General features: G+C 51.8%; 21 protein-coding genes. 17 read left to right on the top strand and 4 right to left on the bottom strand.

From position 1 onward, the window contains the following. Nucleotides 1–28 precede the first annotated feature (28 nt). From cheA to R5268_RS07690, 8 genes are all read left to right on the top strand, one after another. Nucleotides 29–2,086, top strand: coding sequence for a chemotaxis protein CheA (gene cheA / locus R5268_RS07655; RefSeq protein WP_317419091.1), 2,058 nt, complete (start codon nt 29–31; stop codon nt 2,084–2,086). A gap of 16 nt (nt 2,087–2,102) precedes the next feature. After that, nucleotides 2,103–2,600 carry a chemotaxis protein CheW gene (gene cheW, locus R5268_RS07660; RefSeq protein ID WP_052927372.1) on the top strand — a complete coding sequence of 166 codons (498 nt, stop codon included), beginning with the start codon at nt 2,103–2,105 and terminating at the stop codon, nt 2,598–2,600. A 95-nt stretch (nt 2,601–2,695) separates the two neighbouring features. Beyond that, nucleotides 2,696–4,381 (top strand): methyl-accepting chemotaxis protein, encoded by a 1,686-nt coding sequence (locus R5268_RS07665; protein ID WP_107679412.1) that lies wholly within the window; start codon nt 2,696–2,698, stop codon nt 4,379–4,381. 112 nt (nt 4,382–4,493) lie between these two features. Next, nucleotides 4,494–6,068, top strand: coding sequence for a methyl-accepting chemotaxis protein (locus R5268_RS07670; RefSeq protein ID WP_317419092.1), 1,575 nt, complete (start codon nt 4,494–4,496; stop codon nt 6,066–6,068). Between the two features lie 119 nt (nt 6,069–6,187). Next, complete coding sequence (locus R5268_RS07675) at nt 6,188–7,051, top strand: CheR family methyltransferase (RefSeq protein ID WP_107679410.1); 864 nt, start codon at nt 6,188–6,190, stop codon at nt 7,049–7,051. After that, on the top strand, nt 7,023–8,090 hold the full coding sequence (locus R5268_RS07680; protein ID WP_107679409.1) for a chemotaxis response regulator protein-glutamate methylesterase: 1,068 nt from the start codon (nt 7,023–7,025) through the stop codon (nt 8,088–8,090). Before R5268_RS07675 ends, R5268_RS07680 begins: the two co-directional genes overlap by 29 nt. Before the next feature lie 54 nt (nt 8,091–8,144). Further along, nucleotides 8,145–8,537, top strand: a complete 393-nt coding sequence (gene cheY / locus R5268_RS07685) for a chemotaxis response regulator CheY (protein WP_107679408.1) — start codon at nt 8,145–8,147, stop codon at nt 8,535–8,537. Between the two features lie 25 nt (nt 8,538–8,562). Then, on the top strand, nt 8,563–9,201 hold the full coding sequence (locus tag R5268_RS07690; protein ID WP_046892438.1) for a protein phosphatase CheZ: 639 nt from the start codon (nt 8,563–8,565) through the stop codon (nt 9,199–9,201). Nucleotides 9,202–9,261: 60 nt separating this feature from the next. On the opposite strand, the gene R5268_RS07695 is transcribed toward R5268_RS07690, so the two are convergent. Beyond that, entirely contained in the window at nt 9,262–9,585 is a 324-nt protein-coding gene (locus R5268_RS07695; RefSeq protein ID WP_046892437.1) for a DUF5339 domain-containing protein, read from the bottom strand. Nucleotides 9,586–9,908: 323 nt separating this feature from the next. On the opposite strand from R5268_RS07695, the gene flhB reads away from it, so the two are divergent. Together flhB and flhA are read left to right on the top strand one after the other, a co-directional pair. Further along, nucleotides 9,909–11,060, top strand: a complete 1,152-nt coding sequence (flhB, locus tag R5268_RS07700) for a flagellar biosynthesis protein FlhB (protein WP_107679407.1) — start codon at nt 9,909–9,911, stop codon at nt 11,058–11,060. Beyond that, entirely contained in the window at nt 11,053–13,149 is a 2,097-nt protein-coding gene (flhA, locus tag R5268_RS07705) for a flagellar biosynthesis protein FlhA (protein WP_317419093.1), read from the top strand. The genes flhB and flhA overlap by 8 nt, the downstream gene beginning before the upstream one ends. A 374-nt stretch (nt 13,150–13,523) precedes the next feature. Here flhA and R5268_RS07710 read toward each other — a convergent pair whose 3' ends face one another. The 3 genes from R5268_RS07710 to flgA form a co-directional block, all read right to left on the bottom strand. After that, entirely contained in the window at nt 13,524–13,964 is a 441-nt protein-coding gene (locus R5268_RS07710) for a flagella synthesis protein FlgN (protein ID WP_317419094.1), read from the bottom strand. Nucleotides 13,965–13,986: 22 nt separating this feature from the next. Continuing rightward, nucleotides 13,987–14,307: a flagellar biosynthesis anti-sigma factor FlgM gene (gene flgM, locus R5268_RS07715; protein ID WP_317419096.1), complete on the bottom strand. Its 321-nt coding sequence runs from the start codon at nt 14,305–14,307 to the stop codon at nt 13,987–13,989. Nucleotides 14,308–14,421: 114 nt separating this feature from the next. After that, nucleotides 14,422–15,078: a flagellar basal body P-ring formation chaperone FlgA gene (gene flgA, locus R5268_RS07720; protein WP_317419097.1), complete on the bottom strand. Its 657-nt coding sequence runs from the start codon at nt 15,076–15,078 to the stop codon at nt 14,422–14,424. A gap of 177 nt (nt 15,079–15,255) precedes the next feature. On the opposite strand from flgA, the gene flgB reads away from it, so the two are divergent. From flgB to R5268_RS07755, 7 genes are all read left to right on the top strand, one after another. After that, the gene (gene flgB, locus R5268_RS07725) at nt 15,256–15,672 is read left to right on the top strand and encodes a flagellar basal body rod protein FlgB (protein ID WP_317419099.1); all 417 of its coding nucleotides are present in this window, start codon (nt 15,256–15,258) and stop codon (nt 15,670–15,672) included. A gap of 5 nt (nt 15,673–15,677) precedes the next feature. Then, nucleotides 15,678–16,082, top strand: a complete 405-nt coding sequence (gene flgC, locus R5268_RS07730) for a flagellar basal body rod protein FlgC (RefSeq protein WP_317419100.1) — start codon at nt 15,678–15,680, stop codon at nt 16,080–16,082. A gap of 11 nt (nt 16,083–16,093) precedes the next feature. Beyond that, nucleotides 16,094–16,927, top strand: coding sequence for a flagellar hook assembly protein FlgD (locus R5268_RS07735; protein ID WP_317419101.1), 834 nt, complete (start codon nt 16,094–16,096; stop codon nt 16,925–16,927). Between the two features lie 29 nt (nt 16,928–16,956). Beyond that, complete coding sequence (gene flgE / locus R5268_RS07740) at nt 16,957–18,171, top strand: flagellar hook protein FlgE (RefSeq protein ID WP_317419102.1); 1,215 nt, start codon at nt 16,957–16,959, stop codon at nt 18,169–18,171. A 21-nt stretch (nt 18,172–18,192) separates the two neighbouring features. Beyond that, nucleotides 18,193–18,948, top strand: coding sequence for a flagellar basal body rod protein FlgF (locus R5268_RS07745; protein ID WP_317419103.1), 756 nt, complete (start codon nt 18,193–18,195; stop codon nt 18,946–18,948). Between the two features lie 19 nt (nt 18,949–18,967). Beyond that, a complete protein-coding gene (gene flgG / locus R5268_RS07750) occupies nt 18,968–19,750 on the top strand; it encodes a flagellar basal-body rod protein FlgG (protein WP_317419104.1) in 783 nt (260 codons plus the stop codon). A gap of 76 nt (nt 19,751–19,826) precedes the next feature. After that, a complete protein-coding gene (locus R5268_RS07755) occupies nt 19,827–20,576 on the top strand; it encodes a flagellar basal body L-ring protein FlgH (protein WP_317419105.1) in 750 nt (249 codons plus the stop codon). Nucleotides 20,577–20,582: the final 6 nt, after the last annotated feature.

Genomic DNA, 20,582 nt, shown 5'->3' on the forward strand with positions numbered 1-20,582 from the left:
TAACACAAGAAAAAATTGGATAACCGCGATGGATATAACTGAGTTTTATCAAACGTTCTTCGATGAAGCCGATGAGCTGCTCCGGGATATGGAACAGCACCTGCTGGAACTTGATCCCCGGGAACCGGACAATGAACAGCTCAATGCTATCTTCCGCAGCGCACACTCCATTAAAGGTGGTGCGGCAACATTCGGCTTCACGCTGTTGCAGAAAACCACACACACCCTGGAAAACCTGCTCGATAAAGCCCGCCATGATGAACTGACGCTGACGCCGGATATTATTGACGTTTTCCTCGATACCAAAGATGTGATGGGCTCGCAGCTGGATGCCTATAAGAGCGACACTCTGCCGGATGAAGAGAGCTTTAACCGGATCTGTGAAGTGCTGGGGCATGTGGAACAGAGTGTGGCCGATGCTGTGGTTGTCACAGAAACGGCCGCACCGGAAGCTGTCAGCAAAACCGCAGAGGATACCCCGGTTGCTGAAGAAACCGGCACGGTAACCGGTTTTTCACATCATTTCACTTTCACACTCAGTAAGCTGAAAGAAAGTGAAGTCGCTTTGCTGGCGGATGAATTGTCACTGTTCGGCACGGTATACAAAACCGAACAGGGCACCGATACCCTGAAAGTCTGGCTGGGCACCAATACCGCAATTGATGACATCAGCGGAGTACTCTGTTTTGTGGTGGATGATTCACAGATTGCTTATGAAGAAACTCCGGCAGCGGAATTAGCCGCCATTCTGGCCGCAGACAGCATCCCGGCAGAACAGGAAGCGGAAACAGCCGGCGCACCGGTTGCTGCAGCGGTACCGGCGGTATCGTCTGCTGCACCGGCAGCACGTAAAGCACCGGCTGCAAAAAGCAAAGGTGACAGCGGCAGTATCCGTGTGGCAGTAGAGAAAGTGGATCAGCTGATCAACCTCGTCGGTGAGCTGGTGATTATCCAGTCTATGCTGACCCAGCACAGCCAGCAGGTGGATCAGGCTGAATATGCGGATCTGCTCAGCTCCATTGTCCAGCTGGAACGCAACTCCCGCGCACTTCAGGAATCCGTTATGTCCATCCGTATGATGCCGATGGATTATGTCTTCAGCCGCTTCCCGCGCATGGTGCGCGATATCGCCTCAAAACTGAATAAGAAAATCGAACTGAAAGTGGAGGGCAGTTCCACCGAACTCGATAAGAGCCTGATTGAGCGGATTATCGATCCGCTGACACACCTTGTGCGCAACAGTCTCGACCACGGTATTGAAAAACCGGAAGTCCGTGCGGCCAACGGCAAACCGGAAGCCGGCACACTGACACTGGCGGCGGAACATCAGAGCGGCAATATCTGCATTGAAGTGCGGGATGACGGTGCCGGTCTGAACCGGGAACGCATTCTGGCCAAAGCCCGCCAGCAGGGTATGGATGTGCACGACAACATGACCAACGATGAAATCGCGATGCTGATCATGGCGCCGGGTTTCTCCACTGCGGAAGTTATCACCGATGTGTCCGGCCGTGGTGTGGGCATGGACGTGGTGAAACGAAACATCCAGGACATGGGCGGTCGCATTCAGATTGGTTTCACAGAGGGCCGCGGTACCGTGACCCGGATTCTGCTGCCGCTGACACTGGCTATCCTCGACGGCATGTCCGTCAAAGTGGCTGATGATGTCTTTATTGTACCGCTCAGCGCCATTATCAGCACACTTCAGCCGCGTCAGGAAGATATTTACCGCCTTGCCGGTGAGGAAAAAATGCTGCTGGTCCGCGGTGAATATCTGCCGCTGGTCGAAATGCACAAGGTCTTCGGTATTAAAGAGGCCGAGCATGATCTGGCAAAAAGTATCGCCCTGATTGTTCAGAACGCCGGTAACCGTTACGCGCTGCTGGTGGACAGACTGATCGGACAGCAGCAGGTGGTGGTGAAAAATGTTGAAAGTAATTACCGCAAAATTCCGGGGATCTCCGCAGCCACTATCATGGGCGACGGTTCCGTTGCACTGATTATTGATGTGGCGGAATTGCAGAGAATGAACAACGAAATTTTGTGCAAAAAGAAACTGAACACGTCACACGTCGTGATGCAATAAACAAAGGTAAATAACCATGTCGATGATGGATGAAGATTTAAACAAACTCGATGAAGAGAAAAACGGCGAAGGGTATCTGATTTTTACGCTGGGTGAAGAAGAGTATGGCATTGAGATCCTGAAAGTACAGGAAATCCGTGGTTATGAGCAGGTCACCCGTATCGCGAATACCCCTGATTTTATTAAGGGTGTCACTAACTTACGCGGCGTGATCATTCCGATTATTGATCTGCGGGTGAAGTTCTCCCATCAGAACGTTACTTATAACGACAACACCGTGGTGATTGTGGTCAATCTGAAAGATCGCGTGGTCGGTATTGTTGTGGACGGCGTATCTGATGTGCTGGTGCTTAAAGATGAACAGATTGCGCCGGCTCCGGATTTTGCGGTCACTTTATCGACACAGTATCTGACCGGCCTCGGCACGATCGGTGACCGGATGCTGATTCTGGTTGATATCGAAAAGCTGCTTTCCAGCGAGGAAATGGCACTGATCGACAGCATGGCTGAATGATAATTCAGCCATATAGTTTTGGTTAATCCATCACTAAAGTTTTTTGTCGTGTGACCGATATCAAAAATACAATAACACTATGCCAGTAGAAAATTATGTATAGCAGAATTAAAATTGTATCAGGGCTTTTATCCGTTATTCTTATATTCGTACTGTTGCAGCTGGCATCCAGCGGACTGATGTTCAGCAAACTGGGTGAAAACCGCGACAGTATTCACTTTTTGGATTCACTTCAGAGCCAGAGACAGGTACTTACCCAGAGCTGGGTTAACCTGATCCAGGCCCGCGCCAATTTAAACCGGGCTGCAAACGGTTTTCTGCTCAGAGAACACACCTTTAAAGACGATGCCACCCCGGACGAGCTGATCAAGCAAGCCACCCGTCAGTTAGCAGATGCGGATGCCGCGTATGCCCGCTATATGAAAATGATGGAAGGCACCAGCTACGACAAGGCTAAGTTTGAAAAACTGCTTTCCACCTATGAAACCTACCGTAATGCGCTGACCCGGCTGATGTCCTACGTCCGGGAAGACCAGCTGGAACAGTTCTACACCTATGCCACATCCGGCTATCAGATGAAATTCGAAGAGCAGTTTAATTCGTATTTCGACAGCATTTCGGTGGCATTCCGGGGTGAAGTGCAGAATGCGGAAGATAACTTCAGTGAATCACTGTATATGCTGATTGCACTGGCGGTTATCCTCGCGCTGATCGGTATTATCAGTTATCGCTATGTACAGCGCGGGATTATTCATCCTCTTAATGGCCTGGTTGATCGTATCAAAGTGTTTGCTGCCGGTGACCTGACTCCGACAGTGCCTGTCAACGGCCATAATGAAATCGCTGATCTCGGCCGCGGTGTGCAGCATATGCAGCAGGAGCTGATTAATACGGTGCGCGGTGTGCGTGACGGCAGTGAAAACATCTATCAGGGAACCAGCGAAATCGCCGCCGGTAACAATGATTTGTCCGCCCGTACCCAGGAGCAGGTTGCCTGTCTGGAAGAGACGGCAGCCAGTATGGAAGAACTGACCGCAACGGTGAAACAGAACACCGAATATGCCCATCAGGCCAGTGAGTTCGCCGGTCAGGCGTCCGAGATTGCCCGTGAAGGCGGCAAAGTGGTATCCAACGTGGTGAATACCATGCTGAATATCGCTGACAGTTCCCAGAAAATTTCCGATATCACCGCTGTTATTGACAGCATTGCGTTCCAGACCAATATCCTGGCACTGAACGCGGCGGTTGAAGCCGCCCGTGCCGGTGAACACGGCCGTGGTTTTGCGGTGGTGGCGGATGAAGTCCGTAACCTGGCGCAGCGCAGCGCGGATGCGGCGAAAGAGATCAAAACCCTCATCGAAGACTCGGTATCCCGTACCGGAACCGGTGCCCGTCAGGCAGAAGATGCCGGTAAAACCATGACCCGGATTGTGGAATCCGTCACCCGGGTCACCGATATTATGGCGCATATCGCCACCGCATCCGATGAGCAGAGTAAAGGTATTTCACAGGTCAGTATTGCAGTTGCCGAAATGGACAAAGTGACGCAGCAGAACGCCTCACTGGTTGAGCAATCTGCGGTGGCGGCAAATGTGCTGGAAGAACAGGTGGCGAAACTGTCACAACTGATAGCCATTTTCCGTTTACCGGCCCTGAAACACAAGGACGATAAACATACTGAACCGGCGGCAAGAACGATTTCCAATGTCGTGAAAACCCCGGATCTCAGCAAAATATCATCGAAGAATCACCAAGATGATGACAATTGGGAAACTTTTTAACGACGCGTCTGTGCTTTGCGCTGTCAGGGAAACCTGACGGCGCTTTTGTGCATCACAGCGATAATAATAATTGAAGCAGGTGAGCCCGGCCGGACGCAGTGGGGATAGCATTATGTTTGGTAAGAGAATACGGATTTCTGTCAGTTTATATCTGTTGCTTATTTTCTTTTGCGGTATGCAGATAGTGTCCAGCGGATTATCGCTGGGGATTGTTTCATCAGAATTATCATCACTGGAACGGGTCGATCTCGGCTCAAAAAAACGGGCTTTGCTGGTGTCTTCTTATGAAGATCTGATGCAGGCCCGTAACCTGCTTACCCAGGTTGTTGTGCATATTAAAGTCGGCTCTGAGGAGAGCGATATCCGCCAGGTTAAAGCAGCGTTTGATTTACTGCTGGAGAAAGCAGCGGAAGATTACAATAACTTCAAATCCCAGCCGATCCTCAGTGAGAAAGAGGATTTTGCCGGTATTGAGGAGCAGTACCAGTCTTACCTAAGTGTCATCAAAGAACTGCGTGGTTACATTGATAACGCCAATATCCCGGCGTATGTGGAACATCCGACTCAGATGTATCAGGATAAAATGGGTGCTGTGGTCAATGATTATCTGGCTCTGCTGGATGAGGAAAGCCGCAGTGCGATTGAGTCCGGCACCTTCTATAACCGTCTGGCGTGGATCATGTTCTTTTGCGTCACCGCCACCATTCTGCTGATTTCCGGCCTGGCCCATTTCTGGATGCGTCACAAAGTGATTAACCCGCTGACCAGCATGAGCGAGCACTTTATGCAGGTTGCTCAGGGCAAACTGAACCAGAAAATAGAAGTGACCACCCGCGATGAAATCGGAGTGGTATTCGGCCAGCTTAAACTGATGCAGGAATCACTGGCAGAATCTGTCTCAAACGTTCGTCTGAATACAGACCAAATGTATACCGGAATTCGCGAGATTGCGCTGGGCAATAATAATTTATCATCGCGTACAGAACAGCAGGCTGCATCGCTGGAAGAAACCGCCGCCAGTATGGAAGAGTTGACCGCGACGGTGAAACAGAACGCCGACAACGCCCGTCAGGCCAGTGAACTTGCGGTCACAGCATCGAAAACCGCCAGCCGCGGTGGCCAGATCACGGACAGCGTGATCGAAACCATGACCTCGATTGCCAACAGTTCGCAGAAAATCAGCGCCATTATCAGCGTGATCGACGGCATTGCCTTCCAGACCAACATCCTTGCCCTGAACGCTGCCGTGGAAGCGGCCCGTGCCGGTGAGCAGGGACGCGGATTCTCCGTGGTCGCCGGTGAGGTTCGTGCGCTGGCACAGCGTAGTGCGGAAGCGGCAAAAGAGATTAAGTCCCTGATTGATGAATCTGTTGACCGTGTCGGTCAGGGAACCCAGCTGGTGGACAGCGCCGGCAAGACAATGGAAGAACTGGTCACTGCCGTGAACCAGGTGACGGAACTGATGAGCGAAATCGCGTCGGCCTCCAACGAGCAGAGCCGCGGTATCGAACAGGTGGCAACCGCCGTCAGCCAGATGGATCTGGTGACCCAGCAGAACGCCGCACTGGTTGAGCAGTCAACAGGTGCGACAGCCGCACTGGAGGATCAGGCGAATAACCTGGTCGATACGGTCGCTTTCTTTGAGCTGCCGGAGAACAAGGGCATACAGTCCGGCTTTGCCGGCTGACGGTTCTGCTGATCCCCGCCCGCCCCGGTTCGTATCGCAGACCCGGCGGCGGGCGGTAACTGATCGGTTTGTATTGAAACTGTCACTGAATCGTTTTTACCGAAAGGACAACAAGTACGATGCTTTTTGCGCCACAGATAGAACCACTCACAGATGATGAGTTTGGTCGGGTGTGCCGGTTTATTCATAAAAAGTCAGGCATCGTCCTTAGCATGAATAAAAAGAATATGGTCTACAACCGCCTGTTAAAGCGGCTCAGAGACTGCAATATGAGCACATTCGCCGAGTACCTGCGTTTGCTGGAACGGGAGCCGCTGCACCCGGAATGGCAGGCTTTTATTAATGCTATGACTACCAATTTAACCGCATTTTTCCGGGAGCCTCATCACTTTCAGACACTGACTGATTTTATCCGTCCCCGCCGTAACCAGCCGGTCACTATCTGGTGTGCAGCCGCATCGACAGGGGAAGAACCGTATTCGATCGCTATGACACTCAGTGATGTTCTCGGTGCGAACGCCATGAATGCCAAAGTGATCGCCAGTGATATCGATACCGAAGTTCTGGATAAGGCCCGCAAGGGTGTCTACCGTATCGAAGAGCTGAAAAACCTCAACGCCCTTCAGCGTCAGCGTCATTTTATGAAAGGGGTCGGGGAATATGAAGGCTATGCCCGGGTTAAACCGGCGCTCGGCCGGATGATTGATTTCCGTTATCTGAATCTGACGGACAACGACTGGCAGTTTCAGGGGCAGTTTGATGCCATATTTTGTCGTAATGTCATGATTTATTTTGATAAGGACATGCAGAAACAACTACTGGAACGTTTTGTTCCGTTACTGAAGCCTGACGGGCTGCTGTTTATCGGACACTCGGAGAACTTATCACAGCTCTCTTCGCGTTATGTCATCAGAGGACAGACCGTTTACAGCATTCAGGCGGCCGGGAGAAGTGATGAAAAAAATAAAAGTGCTTTGCGTTGATGACTCGGCGCTGATGCGTCAGTTAATGCGTGAAATTATTAACAGCCATCCGGATATGACCGTGGTGGACGTGGCACCGGATCCGTACGTTGCGCGTGATCTGATTAAACAGCATGAACCGGATGTGGTGACACTGGATGTGGAAATGCCGCGGATGGACGGCATCGATTTTCTGGAAAAACTGATGCGCCTGCACCCGGTGCCGGTGGTGATGGTTTCCACGCTGACCTCCAAAGGCTCGGAAGTGACCCTGAAAGCCCTGGAACTGGGCGCGGTGGATTTTGTCACCAAACCGCAAATCGGAATTCGTGAAACCATGATGAGCTACCGCGACCTTATCGGTGAAAAAATCCGTGCGGCAGCGATGTCAAAAATCACGCAGAGTAACCGCTTCCGTCGTCAGGAAAAAGTAACGGCAGCACCTGCGGTGATAAGCAAACCGCTGTCATCGTATGTCTGCCACAACCGTCTGATTGCGGTGGGCGCGTCGACCGGTGGTACCGAAGCTATCCGTCAGTTCCTGGAGATGCTGCCGCCGGAGTGTCCGCCGGTGGTGATCACCCAGCATATGCCGGCCGGTTTTACCCGCTCATTTGCCGAGCGCCTGAACAAGCTCTGTGCGCTGACAGTAAAAGAAGCTGAGCACGGTGATGTGCTGCTCAAAGGGCATGCCTATATTGCCCCGGGGGATGCGCATATGCTGATCGCGGATAAAGGCCACGGATACCAGGTGGTACTTCAGCAGACACCGCCGGTGAATCGTCACCGACCGTCCGTGGATGTGCTGTTTGATTCAGTGGCTGAATGTGCCGCACGCAAATGTATCGCGGTACTGCTGACCGGCATGGGTATGGATGGCGCGCGCGGTATGCTGAATCTGCGGCAGAAAGGGGCGGTCACTTACGCCCAGGATGAGCGCAGCTGTGTGGTTTTCGGTATGCCGAGAGCGGCGATTGAACTGAATGCAGTCGATGAAATTCAGGATCTCGTCAAAATTGCCCCCAGTGTGCTGGGCAGACTTGCTGCCGTTTCCGCCTGACGGAACCGGCAATTATTCATTGTATTTATTCATTGTATTATTGCAGGAGTGGTTATGGCCGCTAAAGATTTGAATTTTCTGGTAGTTGATGATTTTTCCACTATGCGCCGTATCGTGCGTAACCTCTTAAAAGAGTTGGGATACAACAAAATTGAAGAGGCGGAAGATGGTGTGGATGCCCTGGAGAAAATCCGTACGGGTCAGATTGATTTCGTGGTTGCGGACTGGAACATGCCGAATATGGACGGGCTGGAGCTGCTGAAAACCATCCGTGCGGATGATGCGCTCAAACACATCCCGGTCATGATGGTGACCGCCGAAGCGAAAAAAGAAAACATTATTGCCGCCGCTCAGGCCGGTGCCAGCGGTTATGTTGTCAAGCCGTTCACCGCCGCGATCCTCGAGGAAAAACTGAATAAAGTTTTCGAAAAGATGGGTCTGAACTGAGAGGAATCAGCAGAAGGAAAGCAGGATGACGGAAAATAAATCAACGGACAGAAACAAAAACAGTGATGATGACTTAAAACAGATCATCACCAGAGTCGGTTTTTTAACGAGGATGTTAAGAGAAAGCATGCGTGAACTGGGATTAGAAAAGGGCGTGCAGCAGGCGGTCGCGACAATTCCGGACGGAAAAGACAGACTGCGTTACATCGCTCAGATGACCGCACAGGCGGCGGAAAAAACGCTCAACGGCATCGATACCATCAAGCCGTTACAGGTAAAAATGCACGAGGATGCTCTGGATTTGCAGGCGCGCTGGCAGTCCTGCCCGTCCGCGGAGGTTGATCCGGCATTGCAGGAATCCACTCTGGCCTTTATCCGCCGGGTGATTGACGGCAGTGCGGTAACCAAAAGTGAGTTGCTGGAAATTATGATGGCACAGGATTTCCAGGATCTGACAGGTCAGGTCGTGAAAAAAATGATGGAAGTGGTGGAAGAAACGGAGAAACAGCTGCTGTTTCTGCTGATGGAAAACACCCCGGCAGACATCCGCGCCAAACATCCGGTCGACAGCCTGAAAAACGGGCCGCAGATTGATCCGAAAGGGACAAACGTGATGGCATCTCAGTCACAGGTTGATGATCTGCTGGATGAGCTTGGTTTCTGACATAAAAAAACCGCAGCAGGGATGCCGCGGTTCAGATCTGTCAGTCCGTCAGAACGGAAATCAGATACCCATAGCCTGTTTGACCTGGGCCATTGCTTCGCTGCCGGCTTTACATGCAGCATCCTGCTGATCAGCAGGCAGTGCGGCGATCTGTTTTTTCGCATCGTCGTACTGTTTCATCATTGGTTCTAACTGAGCTTTAACCGCTTCGTTATCACCTGCTTTGTCAGTCGCTTTCTTCATTAAATCATCGACTTCAGCGAAGTATTTGTTACAGGTTTCAGTGGCACCCGGAACGGATGATGCTGATTTTTCTTCGCCGGAACACGCAGTCAGAGCCAGAGCCATTAAACCCAGAGAGCAGGCTAAAATTGTTTTTTTCATTCGTGAGTACCTTGTGATTATCGTGGAATAAAACAGTGGCAAATTATAAAGTACCGGTAATAAGTGCCTATCGGAATTGTTCCTAATTTCACGAATTGTCCGAAATACGGACTTTCATCAGGTTCCGCAGCTGAAATTGGTTATTTTACGTGGCCGGCCACTGCCTTCAGGCGTCACTGAGTGATTTTCTGCTGATAAAACCGCCACTCCTGCTTTAATCAGGGAATTGCACCGTTAAGTTCAGTCATTTTCCACCATTGAATTTGCCGCACTCTGTCATGCTATAGCCATAAGCAAAATCCCGGCAGACGGCGGAGGCGTGTGTGTCTGATGAAAGTGATGTAGAAAAAACAGAAGAACCCACCCCCCATAAAAAACAGAAAGCCAAAGAAGACGGACAGATTGTCCGCTCGAAAGAACTCAGTTCACTGATGATGATGCTGGCGGGTATCAGCCTGCTGTGGTTAAGCGGCGGCCATCTGGCGGGACAGCTGCGGGATATTTTTCGTCAGGGATTTATCTTCGATAACTTTTATCTGCAGAACCCGGGGCTGATGCTGCGTTTTCTCGGAAAGGTGATTGGTGAAGCTTTGTTTGCGCTGCTGCCGGTTGTCGGTGGTCTGGCTCTGGTCGGTATTTCCGCTTCGGCGCTGGTCGGCGGTCTGGCGTTTAACACCAAATCCATCAAATTTGACCTGACAAAACTCAGCCTGCTGAAGGGGCTGAAACGCCTTTTTTCCATGAATGCGCTGGCCGAATTATTCAAGGCGATTCTCAAATCCCTGCTGATTGGCCTGGGCGCATGGATTTTTTTATGGCAGGCATGGCCGTCATTACTGCATCTGGCGATGGAATCTCCGTCAACAGCGATGGCAAACGCGATGCAGAAAGTACTTTTTGCCGGTTACCTCATCATTTTTATGCTGATCCCGATGGTGGCATTTGATGTGTTCTGGCAGTTCCGTTCGCACCTGAAAAAGCTGCGGATGAGCCGCCAGGAAATCAAGGATGAATTTAAACAGCAGGAGGGTGACCCGCAGATAAAAGCGAAAATCCGTCAGCAGCAGCGTGCCATGGCACGTAACCGCATGATGGCGGATGTGCCGCAGGCAGATGTGATTGTGACGAACCCGACACACTACGCCGTTGCTCTGAAATATGACGAGAAAAGAATGACCGCGCCGCGGGTTCTGGCCAAAGGTGCCGGTGTGCTGGCACTGCGGATCAAAGAGATTGGTGCGGAGAACCGCATTTTGCTGCTGGAGGCTCCGCCGCTGGCGCGGGCACTTTACCGCCATGCTGAAGTGGGGCAGTCGATCCCGGCGGCACTGTATGCCGCAGTGGCGGAAGTGCTGGCATGGGTGTTTCAGCTGCGCCGCTGGCGTCGCGAGGGCGGCCTGAAACCGAAAAAACCGAAGAATTTACCGGTGCCAAAGGCACTTGATTTTGTTGGAGAAAATACCCGAAATGGCTAATCTGGCTGCACTTTTTAGATTACCGAAAACGATGCAGGGAGCACAATGGCAGTTACTTGCCGGGCCGGTCCTCATCCTGATGATCCTGTCAATGATGGTACTGCCGCTGCCGGCGTTTGTGCTGGATTTGCTGTTTACCTTTAATATCGCGCTTTCCATTATGGTGCTGCTGGTGGCGATGTTCACCCGCCGCACCCTGGATTTTGCCGCGTTCCCGACTATCCTGCTGTTTTCCACCTTACTGCGCCTGTCGCTGAACGTGGCCTCAACCCGTATCATTCTGATGGACGGTCATACCGGTCCTGCGGCGGCGGGCCGGGTGGTGGAAGCCTTCGGGCACTTCCTGGTCGGCGGAAACTTTGCTATCGGGATTGTGGTCTTTATCATCCTGGTGTTAATCAACTTTATGGTTATCACCAAGGGGGCGGGACGTATTGCCGAAGTCGGAGCCCGCTTTGTTCTCGACGGGATGCCGGGCAAACAGATGGCGATTGATGCGGATCTGAACGCCGGGATCATCAATGAAGAAGAAGCGAAGCGCCGCCGTACCGAAGTGACGCAGGAGTCCGATTTCTACGGCTCGATGGACGGTGCCAGTAAATTTGTCCGTGGTGATGCTATCGCGGGGATCATGATTATGGTCATTAACGTGGTCGGTGGTCTGATTGTCGGTGTGGCGCAGCATCATATGGCGCTGGGCGATGCCGCCAGTACCTATACGCTGCTGACTATCGGTGATGGCCTGGTGGCACAGATCCCGGCACTGATTATCTCCACTGCGGCCGGTGTGATTGTGACCCGTGTGGCAACCGATGAAGATGCCGGTGAGCAGATGGTCACCCAGCTGTTCAACAACCCGCGTGTGATGTGGCTGAGTGCCGGGGTTCTGGGACTGCTGGGTCTTATTCCGGGCATGCCGAACTTTGTGTTCCTGTTATTTACGGTAGCGCTGGCATCACTCGGCTGGTATCTGGTGAAGAAAAGCAAAGAACCGGTCAAAGAAACCGAAACCAACGCGCAGGAGCAGCATTTCCGTGAGGCGAACAAAGTCACGGAAGCGACCTGGGATGATGTGGTGGCGGAAGATCTGCTGGCGATGGAGGTCGGCTACCGTCTGATCCCGCTGGTGGATAATGACCAGCAGGGTGAACTGCTCGGACGTATCCGCGGACTGCGCAAAAAATTCGCGCAGGAAGTGGGGTATCTGCCGCCGGTGGTGCATATCTGCGATAACCTTGAACTGGCGCCGACCGCTTACCGGATTCTGATTAAAGGTGCGGAAATCGGGCGTGGTGAAGCACAGCCGGGCCGCTGGCTGGCGATTGACCCCGGCAATGCAGCGGGCTCTCTGGAAGGGGATGCCACGCAGGAACCGGCCTTTGGTTTACCGGCTGTATGGATTGATGATGATCTGCGTGAGCAGGCACAGATTCAGGGCTACACAGTGGTATCGGCCAGTACGGCGGTGGCGACGCACTTTAACCAGATCCTGCTGGAATACGCGAGTGACCTGTTCGGCCGTCAGGAAGCGCAGATGCTGTATGACCGCCTGAAGAAAGAGATGCCGAAACTGGCGGATGATCTGATTCCGGATACATTGTCACTGACTATCTTCCATCGTGTATTACAGAATCTGCTGACTGAAAATGTCATGATCCGCGATATGCGCACCATCATTGAAACGCTGGCAGAGCAGGTTGGTGAGAACGGCGAGCAGAAAGATACCGATGTTCTGACCTCGCAGGTGCGTATTGCACTGGGACGTGCCATCACCCAGCAGTGGTTCGGCGCGTCCGGGGAAATTCAGGTCATCGGTCTGGATGCGGGGCTGGAGCAGATTCTGTTGCAGGCGTCGAAAAGCGGCGGAGGCCTGGAGCCGAACCTGGCACAGAATATCGAAATGCAGGCAATGAATGCGGTACAGCACCAGGAAGCCATGGGCGCACCAACGGTATTGCTGGTCAATCACTCACTGCGTCTGATTTTATCCCGTTTCCTGCGCCGCAGTCTGCCGCAGCTGGCAGTAATGTCTAATCTCGAACTGAATGACCGCCGTCAGATACGGATGACCTCCATGATCGGCGGTTAAGACCGGACAACATAACCACCTAAAGGGGAACCCGCGCAAGCCGGTTCCCCTTTTTGTTATATACGCTGCCATTCTTCCCGGGAAAAGGAGTTTATCGCTGACGGAAAGCAGTGATGAACTCAGTTTATCCGGACATCTTAATTGCCGTGTAATGATTGAAGTGCCTGCTGACATACCGGCCGGTATCCGGAAAAAACGACTGGCACAGCCCGTGCGGATAATGTCAGGTCCGTATTGCAGAAAGGGTATAAAGGTATGGTATGAGAGTGCTCTGTTTACCGGGGGGATATCAGAAAGCACCGCAGTAACGCAGGATAATAAACAGAGATATTATATGCATGGAAGATTAACTGCCGGGAAAGGGCAGTTAATGATCAGACAGAAATTTTTTTGCCAAGCACCGAAGTACGGGATTCCTGGCCGTCAGAGCCGTAAGTTGCCTGGTTATTATGTTTTTTCATAAAATCCAGCCGCTCCTGATTAAATTGCATATGCAGTTTCAGCATCTGATGATTGCGGTAATTCATCTCTTTCAGCGTGGTGGTCAGATCTCTGATTGCATTCCAGACAGTGCGCGCGGTTTCATTATTTTCATAAGGGGCACACAGCCCGCTTTCCTCTTCCAGCGCCCGGCGGCGGGTTTCATTATGGCTGATAGCGGCAACCAGAAAGCGTTTCTGCTCCGTGGCTTCCTGAAACGGGGACTGCGGAACACGCGGGTAGCCGAGTAACAACTCTTCATTTTTCATCACCTGATGCAGTGACTGTAAATGAGAGAGTTGTTGATCCAGCAGCGGCAGAAGTTGATCAGTCATTAGTTGATCAGTTATTAGTTGATCAGTCATTTTTATCAGCACTGTCCATGGATAACATGCATTCGTGCGCATCACGCAGCAGGCCGTCAGCAATTTTACCGGCGTCCATCCGTAATGTGCCGTCTTTCAGTGCCTGTTTGATTTCAGTGACTTTTGCCGTATTAATATCGTTTTTACCCGGTGCAAGCAGTTGCTTCTGAAGTTCGCTCGGCGAAAATGCGCTTTCGCGGACTGTCTCTTCAGCCTGAACTTTTTTATCGCGCACCGGCGCGGTCAGTTCTTTCGGATCGCGGTTAGTCACTTTGGTCAGTGCTGAAATCGCGGATGTTTGCTCAATTGCCATATCTGTTTTCCTTTTCCCGATCTGTATGAGATGGAGGGGTGCCTCCCTTATGCTCATTATTTATCGGCAATCTTATCTGAAACTTTATATCTAAATTTATCACTCAGCATATAACTACAGTGACACTTTCACGCTGCCGTTTTCAAGGGCTTTGCCGCTGATAACCTGACCATTGACCAGCCGGACGCGGATTGGCGTCCCGGCGGCGGCATTATTAATGGCACGGCCTTCATATTTTACCGAGAAATTATCACCGTCCGCCATGACAAAAACACTTTGTCCGGCTTTTATTGCCCAGGCTTTGCGGGTCATCGAGGCAACATAGGTCTGGCCTGCATCAATATTACGCAGGGCAATAGCACCGCGAAGTGACATTTTATCGGTAACGGCGCCCGCAGGCAATTTGTGGAGTAATCCGCGCTTTGTGCCGATATCCACAAACTGAACAGTATCACCGCGCTGAACCTGCCGGGTTGCCACGTAATACTGACCGGTGACATTCACTGCCAACTGCATAAAGGTGCGTTTTTTGCCGCATAACACCGGCAGTGACACATTACCGGTGTTGCGTCCGCCCGCAGGTAGTTGCAGTACCGGATTTTTGCAGGCGGGCCAGCGGTCTATCGGGGTTTTTATCTCAACAGACACCTGCATCGGTTTCGGATGCAGCTGACGGAAGTAACGGTTGATATCTTCCGGTAAACCGGCGTGTGCTGAGGCGGAAAATACCAGTAATCCGCTGATAAACAGAGTGCGGTAACGGGATGTCATTTTCTTCTCCTTGCACAAACACGGTTATTTCTGATGGTCGCAGTTTACGCAATTTCCGCACTGTTGAATCCGGTAAATAGGTTGGTTATTTCGCGTTTATCCCGCCATTAGATTTTCCCGGGGACGGATAATATACCTGTCACAAGAACAGGCGTAACACATCAACAGAGGACAGACATGCTTGATAAGTTAAATGCCACGTTTGCATTCCAGCAGCAGGCGCTTTCACTGCGGGAAACACGTCAGACAATCCTGGCATCCAATATTGCCAATGCGGATACCCCCGGGTATCAGGCCCGGGATATCGATTTCAGTCATCAGCTGAAACAGGCGATGAATAACGGCACGGTGAAAAACGGCGGCCTGGCGATGGCGGTGACCGCAAAAGGTCATATCAGCGGACACGGTGCAGCAATGCCGCAGGTGGCTGATCTCAAATACCGGGTTCCGTATCAGACATCGATGGACGGTAACACCGTGGATATGGATGTTGAACGCAGTCAGTTTGCTGATAACACCCTGAAATATCAGGCTGACCTGACCTTTATTAACAGCCGTGTGAAAAGCATGCTGGCTGTCTTACAGCAAGGGTAATCACCATGGCATTACTGAGTATTTTTGATATTTCCGCCTCCGCACTGACCGCGCAATCCCAGCGGCTGAACGTCAGCGCCAGTAATATGGCTAACGCAGAAAGTGTTGCGGGACCGGACGGCGAGCCGTACCGCGCGAAACAGGTGGTATTTCAGACCGCACCGCAGGGCCGTTATGACATCGGCGGCGTAAAAGTCAGTCAGCTGATTGAAGACCCGGCACCACCGCGCCTTGAATACAAGCCCGGCCATCCGCTGGCGGATGAAAAAGGCTATGTGCGCATGCCGAACGTGGACACCGTGGGTGAAATGATCAACACCATTTCCGCCTCCCGCAGTTACCAGGCAAACCTGGAAGTGATGAACACCGCCAAGCTGCTGTTGCAGAAAACCTTAACTCTCGGACAGTAACGGAGTCAGTCATGGGGATTAATGCAACAACCAATGATCCGGTTGATAACGACATCGACACTCAGAAGAAGGAAAAGAGTCAGAGTGAAGAGATGAGAGATACCTTTCTGAAAATGATTGTCACGCAGATGCAGAACCAGGACCCGACCAATCCGATGGATAATTCGGATCTGACCAGTCAGCTGGCGCAAATCGCCACCCTGGAAAGCATGAATAATCTGAATGACACAGTGAGCGGTATTTCCAAGCAGATTAACTCCGGTCAGTCATTGCAGGCGGCGCAACTGGTCGGAAAAAATGTACTGATACCGGGGAGTGATTTGGTGCTGGCGCCTGTCAGCAGCGATATTACCCCGGTCAAACCGGATAATCCTCTGCCGGGTGAAGATACATCAATTGCACCATTCGCCGATGATGACAAAGGTGATGACAGCAAAGACGACGATAAAGAAGATGACAATAAAATTCAGACCGGATTTGAATCTTCTCCGTTTGGTTTCTTCCTCGCTAAACCGGCGGATAAAATTGAGATAACTATTCGCGACAGAAATAAAGGAATTACCAGAACTATCACGATAGAAGGCGAAACAAAACCGGATATCTACGACAGAACATGGGACGGGCGTAATGATAAAGGTGAGCTGGTACTTGATACCAAAGGAAAATATACCTTTGAAGTTAAGGCCAGTCTGAAGGGAGAGGAAATAGCAGAAAGTAATGTAGTCAGACTGAAATACGCAAAAGTGAATGGTGTCACACCGGGTGCGGAAGCACCGTTACTGGATGTGGGTATCGGCCACAGTGTGTTGCTGTCTGAAATATTTAAAGTTTATCCGGATTCTTAATTACTAAACCCAATTGTCATGGAGGTGACATGTCTTTTTCTCAAGCAGTCGGCGGTCTGAATGCCGCATCATCCGGTCTTGATTCGATCGGTAACAATATTGCCAACTCCGCAACCAATGGCTTTAAAGGAGCACATGCTTCTTTTGCTGATATGTTTGCCGGTTCCGGTGTGGGTCTCGGGGTTAACGTTGCTGCGGTATCGCAGAACTTCAAAGATGGCCCGATCTCCCGTACTGACCGGGCTACGGATGTTGCCATTTCCGGCAACGGTTTTTTCCGTCTGCTGGACAGTAACGGCGACGTGGTTTACAGCCGTGATGGTGAATTTCACCGTGACAAGAGCGGTAACCTGGTCAACAACCAGGGCATGATGGTCAGCGGGTTTCCGGCAGGGACTGATGCTAATGGTGATGTGACTATTCAGACCGGTGGTGTACCCGGGGGGATCAATATCCCGACCGATATGATGGATGCCAAAGCATCATCCAAAGGTGAATTAACCATTAACCTGAACTCGGATGACAAAAAACCGACTGCGGCCACGTTTGATCCTGATAACCCGGACAGTTACAACTTCAGTACCACCATGACTACTTATGACAGTCAGGGTAATGCGCATGAAGTCGCGGTTTATTTTATTAAAACAGATGATAACAAATGGTCAGTCAAAGCCATGGACAGCAGTGATAAAACCGCGACTGTTCAGGATCTGGGCAATCTGGAGTTTGATGGTAACGGTAAATTAGTCGGGACTGCCGATTTCAAACTCAATTATAACGGGTTGAATGGTGCGGATGGCGGAACGATTGATCTGAGTCTGAACAAAACCCGTCAGCAGAAAGTCACTGAATCATCAGTCAGTAAAATTGATATCGACGGTTACCAGTCCGGTGAATACACCAGCTTTAAAATTGAAGATGACGGTACCATCACCGCCAGCTATTCCAACCAGCAAAAACGCACTGTCGGTAAAATTGCGTTGTCATCATTTGCTAATCCGAATGGTCTGGTCTCACAGGGCGGTAACGTCTGGAAAGCGAGTAATGCATCCGGTAACCCGATGGACGGCGTTCCGGGGACGGGGCAGTTCGGTAAATTAACCGGAGGTGCACTGGAAGGATCCAACGTGGATATGAGTCAGGAGCTGATCAACATGATTGTGATGCAGCGTAACTATCAGTCCAACTCGCAGACCATCAAAACGCAGGATCAGATGCTGCAGACGCTGGTTAACTTACGTTAAGCATAAAGACAGAAGGTGTCCATGGATCACGTCATTTATACAGCAATGGGCGGCGCTAAACATGCGCTGGAAAATCAGGCTATTGTCTCGAATAACATTGCCAACGTCTCGACGTCCGGGTTTAAGGCGCAGTTATCCGCCATGCGGGCAGTGCCGGTAAACGGTGATACAGAGCAGACCCGGACACTGGTGGTTTCTTCGACCCCCGGGGCGGACATGACACCGGGGCCGCTGAACTACACCGGCCGTCAGATGGATGTGGCGCTTAACGAAGGCCATTTCCTGGCGGTTGCGCTGCCGGGCGGGGAAGAAGCGTATACCCGTAACGGCAGTATTCAGGTTTCAGCGGACGGTCAGCTGATGCTGGGCAAACACCTTCTGCAGGGTGACGGCGGTGCGATTGATGTGCCGCCGCATGCGGAACTGACTATCGGTGGTGACGGTACCATCACCGCACTTATCCCGACTGATCCGCCGACTATGCTCGGACAGATTGGCCGTCTGAAAGTGGCGGAGGCGAAACCGCAGGATTTGATGCGCGGCGAAGACGGACTGTTTCATCTTACTGCTGCGGCGCGTAACGCCAACGGCAATGAACTGCCGGTCAGTGAGCGCGGTAAAGTGTCTTCCGGTGTACTGGAAGGCAGTAACGTTAATCCGGCTCAGGCGATGGTGGAAATGATCGCCAATGCGCGTCATTTTGAGATGCAAATGAAAGTAGTTCACAGCGCGGATGAGAATGCCCAGCGGGCCAATCAGCTGCTTGCGGTGAGTTAATATTCAGTAAGGAATTATCATGATCCGTTCATTATGGATTGCCAAAACCGGGCTTGAAGCCCAGCAGACGAACCTGGATGTTATTTCCAACAACCTGGCCAACGTCAGCACCAACGGTTTTAAACGCCAGCGTGCGGTGTTTGAAGATCTGCTTTATCAGAACATCCGGCAGCCGGGTGCGATGAGTTCCGAACAGACGTCATTGCCGACCGGTCTGCAACTGGGTACCGGTGTGCGTCCGGTGGCGACCACCCGTATTCATGCTCAGGGTGCGCTGAACAAAACCGGCACCTCTACCGATATCGCCATCAGCGGACAGGGTTTTATCCATGTTCAGATGCCGGACGGTTCTGATGCTTATACCCGTGACGGCTCCCTGCATCCGGATCAGAACGGTCAGCTGGTGACCTCATCCGGTTATCAGATTGTCCCGGCCATTATGATCCCGGAAGGGGCGCAGAAGATGGAAATCGGCCGTGACGGTACTGTTTCTGTCACCATGTACGGCGAAAGCCAGCCGCAGCAGGTCGGGCAAATCACGCTGACCACCTTCATTAATGATGCGGGTCTGGAGAGTATCGGTGAAAACCTCTATATGGAAACAGGCAGCTCCGGCGCACCGACAGAAAGTGCGCCGGAAACCAACGGTGCCGGTCGTCTGTATCAGGGTATGGTGGAAACCTCAAACGTTAACGTGGCGGAAGAGCTGGTCAATATGATCCAGACGCAGCGTGCGTATGAAATCAACAGTAAGGCCGTTTCCGCCTCTGATCAGATGTTACAGCGTCTGACACAACTGTAATCCCTGTCCCGGCCGTGAGGTTATCGCGTCCGGGACTTTTTGACTGAGACACGCACAGAACAGCAAGAGTATTAAGATGACTGAAAGCGGCATTGTTCCACGGCAGCAGGATTGCGCAAGTTCTCCTGCAATATCTGTTTGCGGGCGCGGACTGGTGACAGCGGCAGTGCTTGCCGTATCACTCAGCGGCTGTGCTTATATCAAACCCAAACCTCTGGTGGATACTCACACCACCGCGCTGCCGGTTGCACCGACTGCCCCGGCCGCGAACGGTGCTATTTTTCAGAGTGCACAGCCGGCTTATTACGGCTACCAGCCGCTGTTTGAGGACAGACGCCCGCGTAACGTCGGCGATATCCTCACCATCAATCTGCAGGAAAACGTCAGCGCCAGCAAAAACTCCTCCGCGAATGCCAACCGTGCCGGGAAAACCGGGTTTCTCGCGGCAATTCTGCCCGGCTTTATGCAGGGCTGGCTCGGCGGCGGTAACACAGAGCTGGACGTAAAAGGTAACAGTGAATTTACCGGCAAAGGCGGTGCCAATGCCCAGAACACCTTTAAAGGCACGATTACGGTCACGGTCGACCAGTTGCTGGCAAACGGTAACCTGCATGTGGTGGGTGAAAAACGGATCGCCATCAACCAGGGCACCGAATCTATTCGTTTCTCCGGTGTGGTTAACCCGCGCACCATCGGAGCGGATAACAGTGTCAGCTCAACGCAGGTGGCGGATGCCCGTATTGAATATGTCGGTGACGGCTATATCAACGAATCGCAGAATATGGGCTGGTTACAGCGTTTCTTCCTGAATGTGTCACCGTACTGAGCAGAG

Source organism: Morganella sp. BCCO 40_0007, assembly GCF_032989665.1.
In the GTDB taxonomy this organism is placed as follows: domain Bacteria; phylum Pseudomonadota; class Gammaproteobacteria; order Enterobacterales; family Enterobacteriaceae; genus Morganella; species Morganella sibonii.

Bases quoted from the DNA above. Each gene is read 5' to 3' on its own strand.
- cheA (WP_317419091.1), top strand. From the start codon at position 29: ATGGATATAACTGAGTTTTATCAAACGTTCTTCGATGAAGCCGATGAG.
- cheW (WP_052927372.1), top strand. From the start codon at position 2,103: ATGTCGATGATGGATGAAGATTTAAACAAACTCGATGAAGAGAAAAAC.
- R5268_RS07665 (WP_107679412.1), top strand. From the start codon at position 2,696: ATGTATAGCAGAATTAAAATTGTATCAGGGCTTTTATCCGTTATTCTT.
- R5268_RS07670 (WP_317419092.1), top strand. From the start codon at position 4,494: ATGTTTGGTAAGAGAATACGGATTTCTGTCAGTTTATATCTGTTGCTT.
- R5268_RS07675 (WP_107679410.1), top strand. From the start codon at position 6,188: ATGCTTTTTGCGCCACAGATAGAACCACTCACAGATGATGAGTTTGGT.
- R5268_RS07680 (WP_107679409.1), top strand. From the start codon at position 7,023: ATGAAAAAAATAAAAGTGCTTTGCGTTGATGACTCGGCGCTGATGCGT.
- cheY (WP_107679408.1), top strand. From the start codon at position 8,145: ATGGCCGCTAAAGATTTGAATTTTCTGGTAGTTGATGATTTTTCCACT.
- R5268_RS07690 (WP_046892438.1), top strand. From the start codon at position 8,563: ATGACGGAAAATAAATCAACGGACAGAAACAAAAACAGTGATGATGAC.
- R5268_RS07695 (WP_046892437.1), bottom strand. From the start codon at position 9,585: ATGAAAAAAACAATTTTAGCCTGCTCTCTGGGTTTAATGGCTCTGGCT.
- flhA (WP_317419093.1), top strand. From the start codon at position 11,053: ATGGCTAATCTGGCTGCACTTTTTAGATTACCGAAAACGATGCAGGGA.
- R5268_RS07710 (WP_317419094.1), bottom strand. From the start codon at position 13,964: ATGACTGATCAACTTCTGCCGCTGCTGGATCAACAACTCTCTCATTTA.
- flgM (WP_317419096.1), bottom strand. From the start codon at position 14,307: ATGGCAATTGAGCAAACATCCGCGATTTCAGCACTGACCAAAGTGACT.
- flgA (WP_317419097.1), bottom strand. From the start codon at position 15,078: ATGACATCCCGTTACCGCACTCTGTTTATCAGCGGATTACTGGTATTT.
- flgB (WP_317419099.1), top strand. From the start codon at position 15,256: ATGCTTGATAAGTTAAATGCCACGTTTGCATTCCAGCAGCAGGCGCTT.
- flgC (WP_317419100.1), top strand. From the start codon at position 15,678: ATGGCATTACTGAGTATTTTTGATATTTCCGCCTCCGCACTGACCGCG.
- R5268_RS07735 (WP_317419101.1), top strand. From the start codon at position 16,094: ATGGGGATTAATGCAACAACCAATGATCCGGTTGATAACGACATCGAC.
- flgE (WP_317419102.1), top strand. From the start codon at position 16,957: ATGTCTTTTTCTCAAGCAGTCGGCGGTCTGAATGCCGCATCATCCGGT.
- R5268_RS07745 (WP_317419103.1), top strand. From the start codon at position 18,193: ATGGATCACGTCATTTATACAGCAATGGGCGGCGCTAAACATGCGCTG.
- flgG (WP_317419104.1), top strand. From the start codon at position 18,968: ATGATCCGTTCATTATGGATTGCCAAAACCGGGCTTGAAGCCCAGCAG.
- R5268_RS07755 (WP_317419105.1), top strand. From the start codon at position 19,827: ATGACTGAAAGCGGCATTGTTCCACGGCAGCAGGATTGCGCAAGTTCT.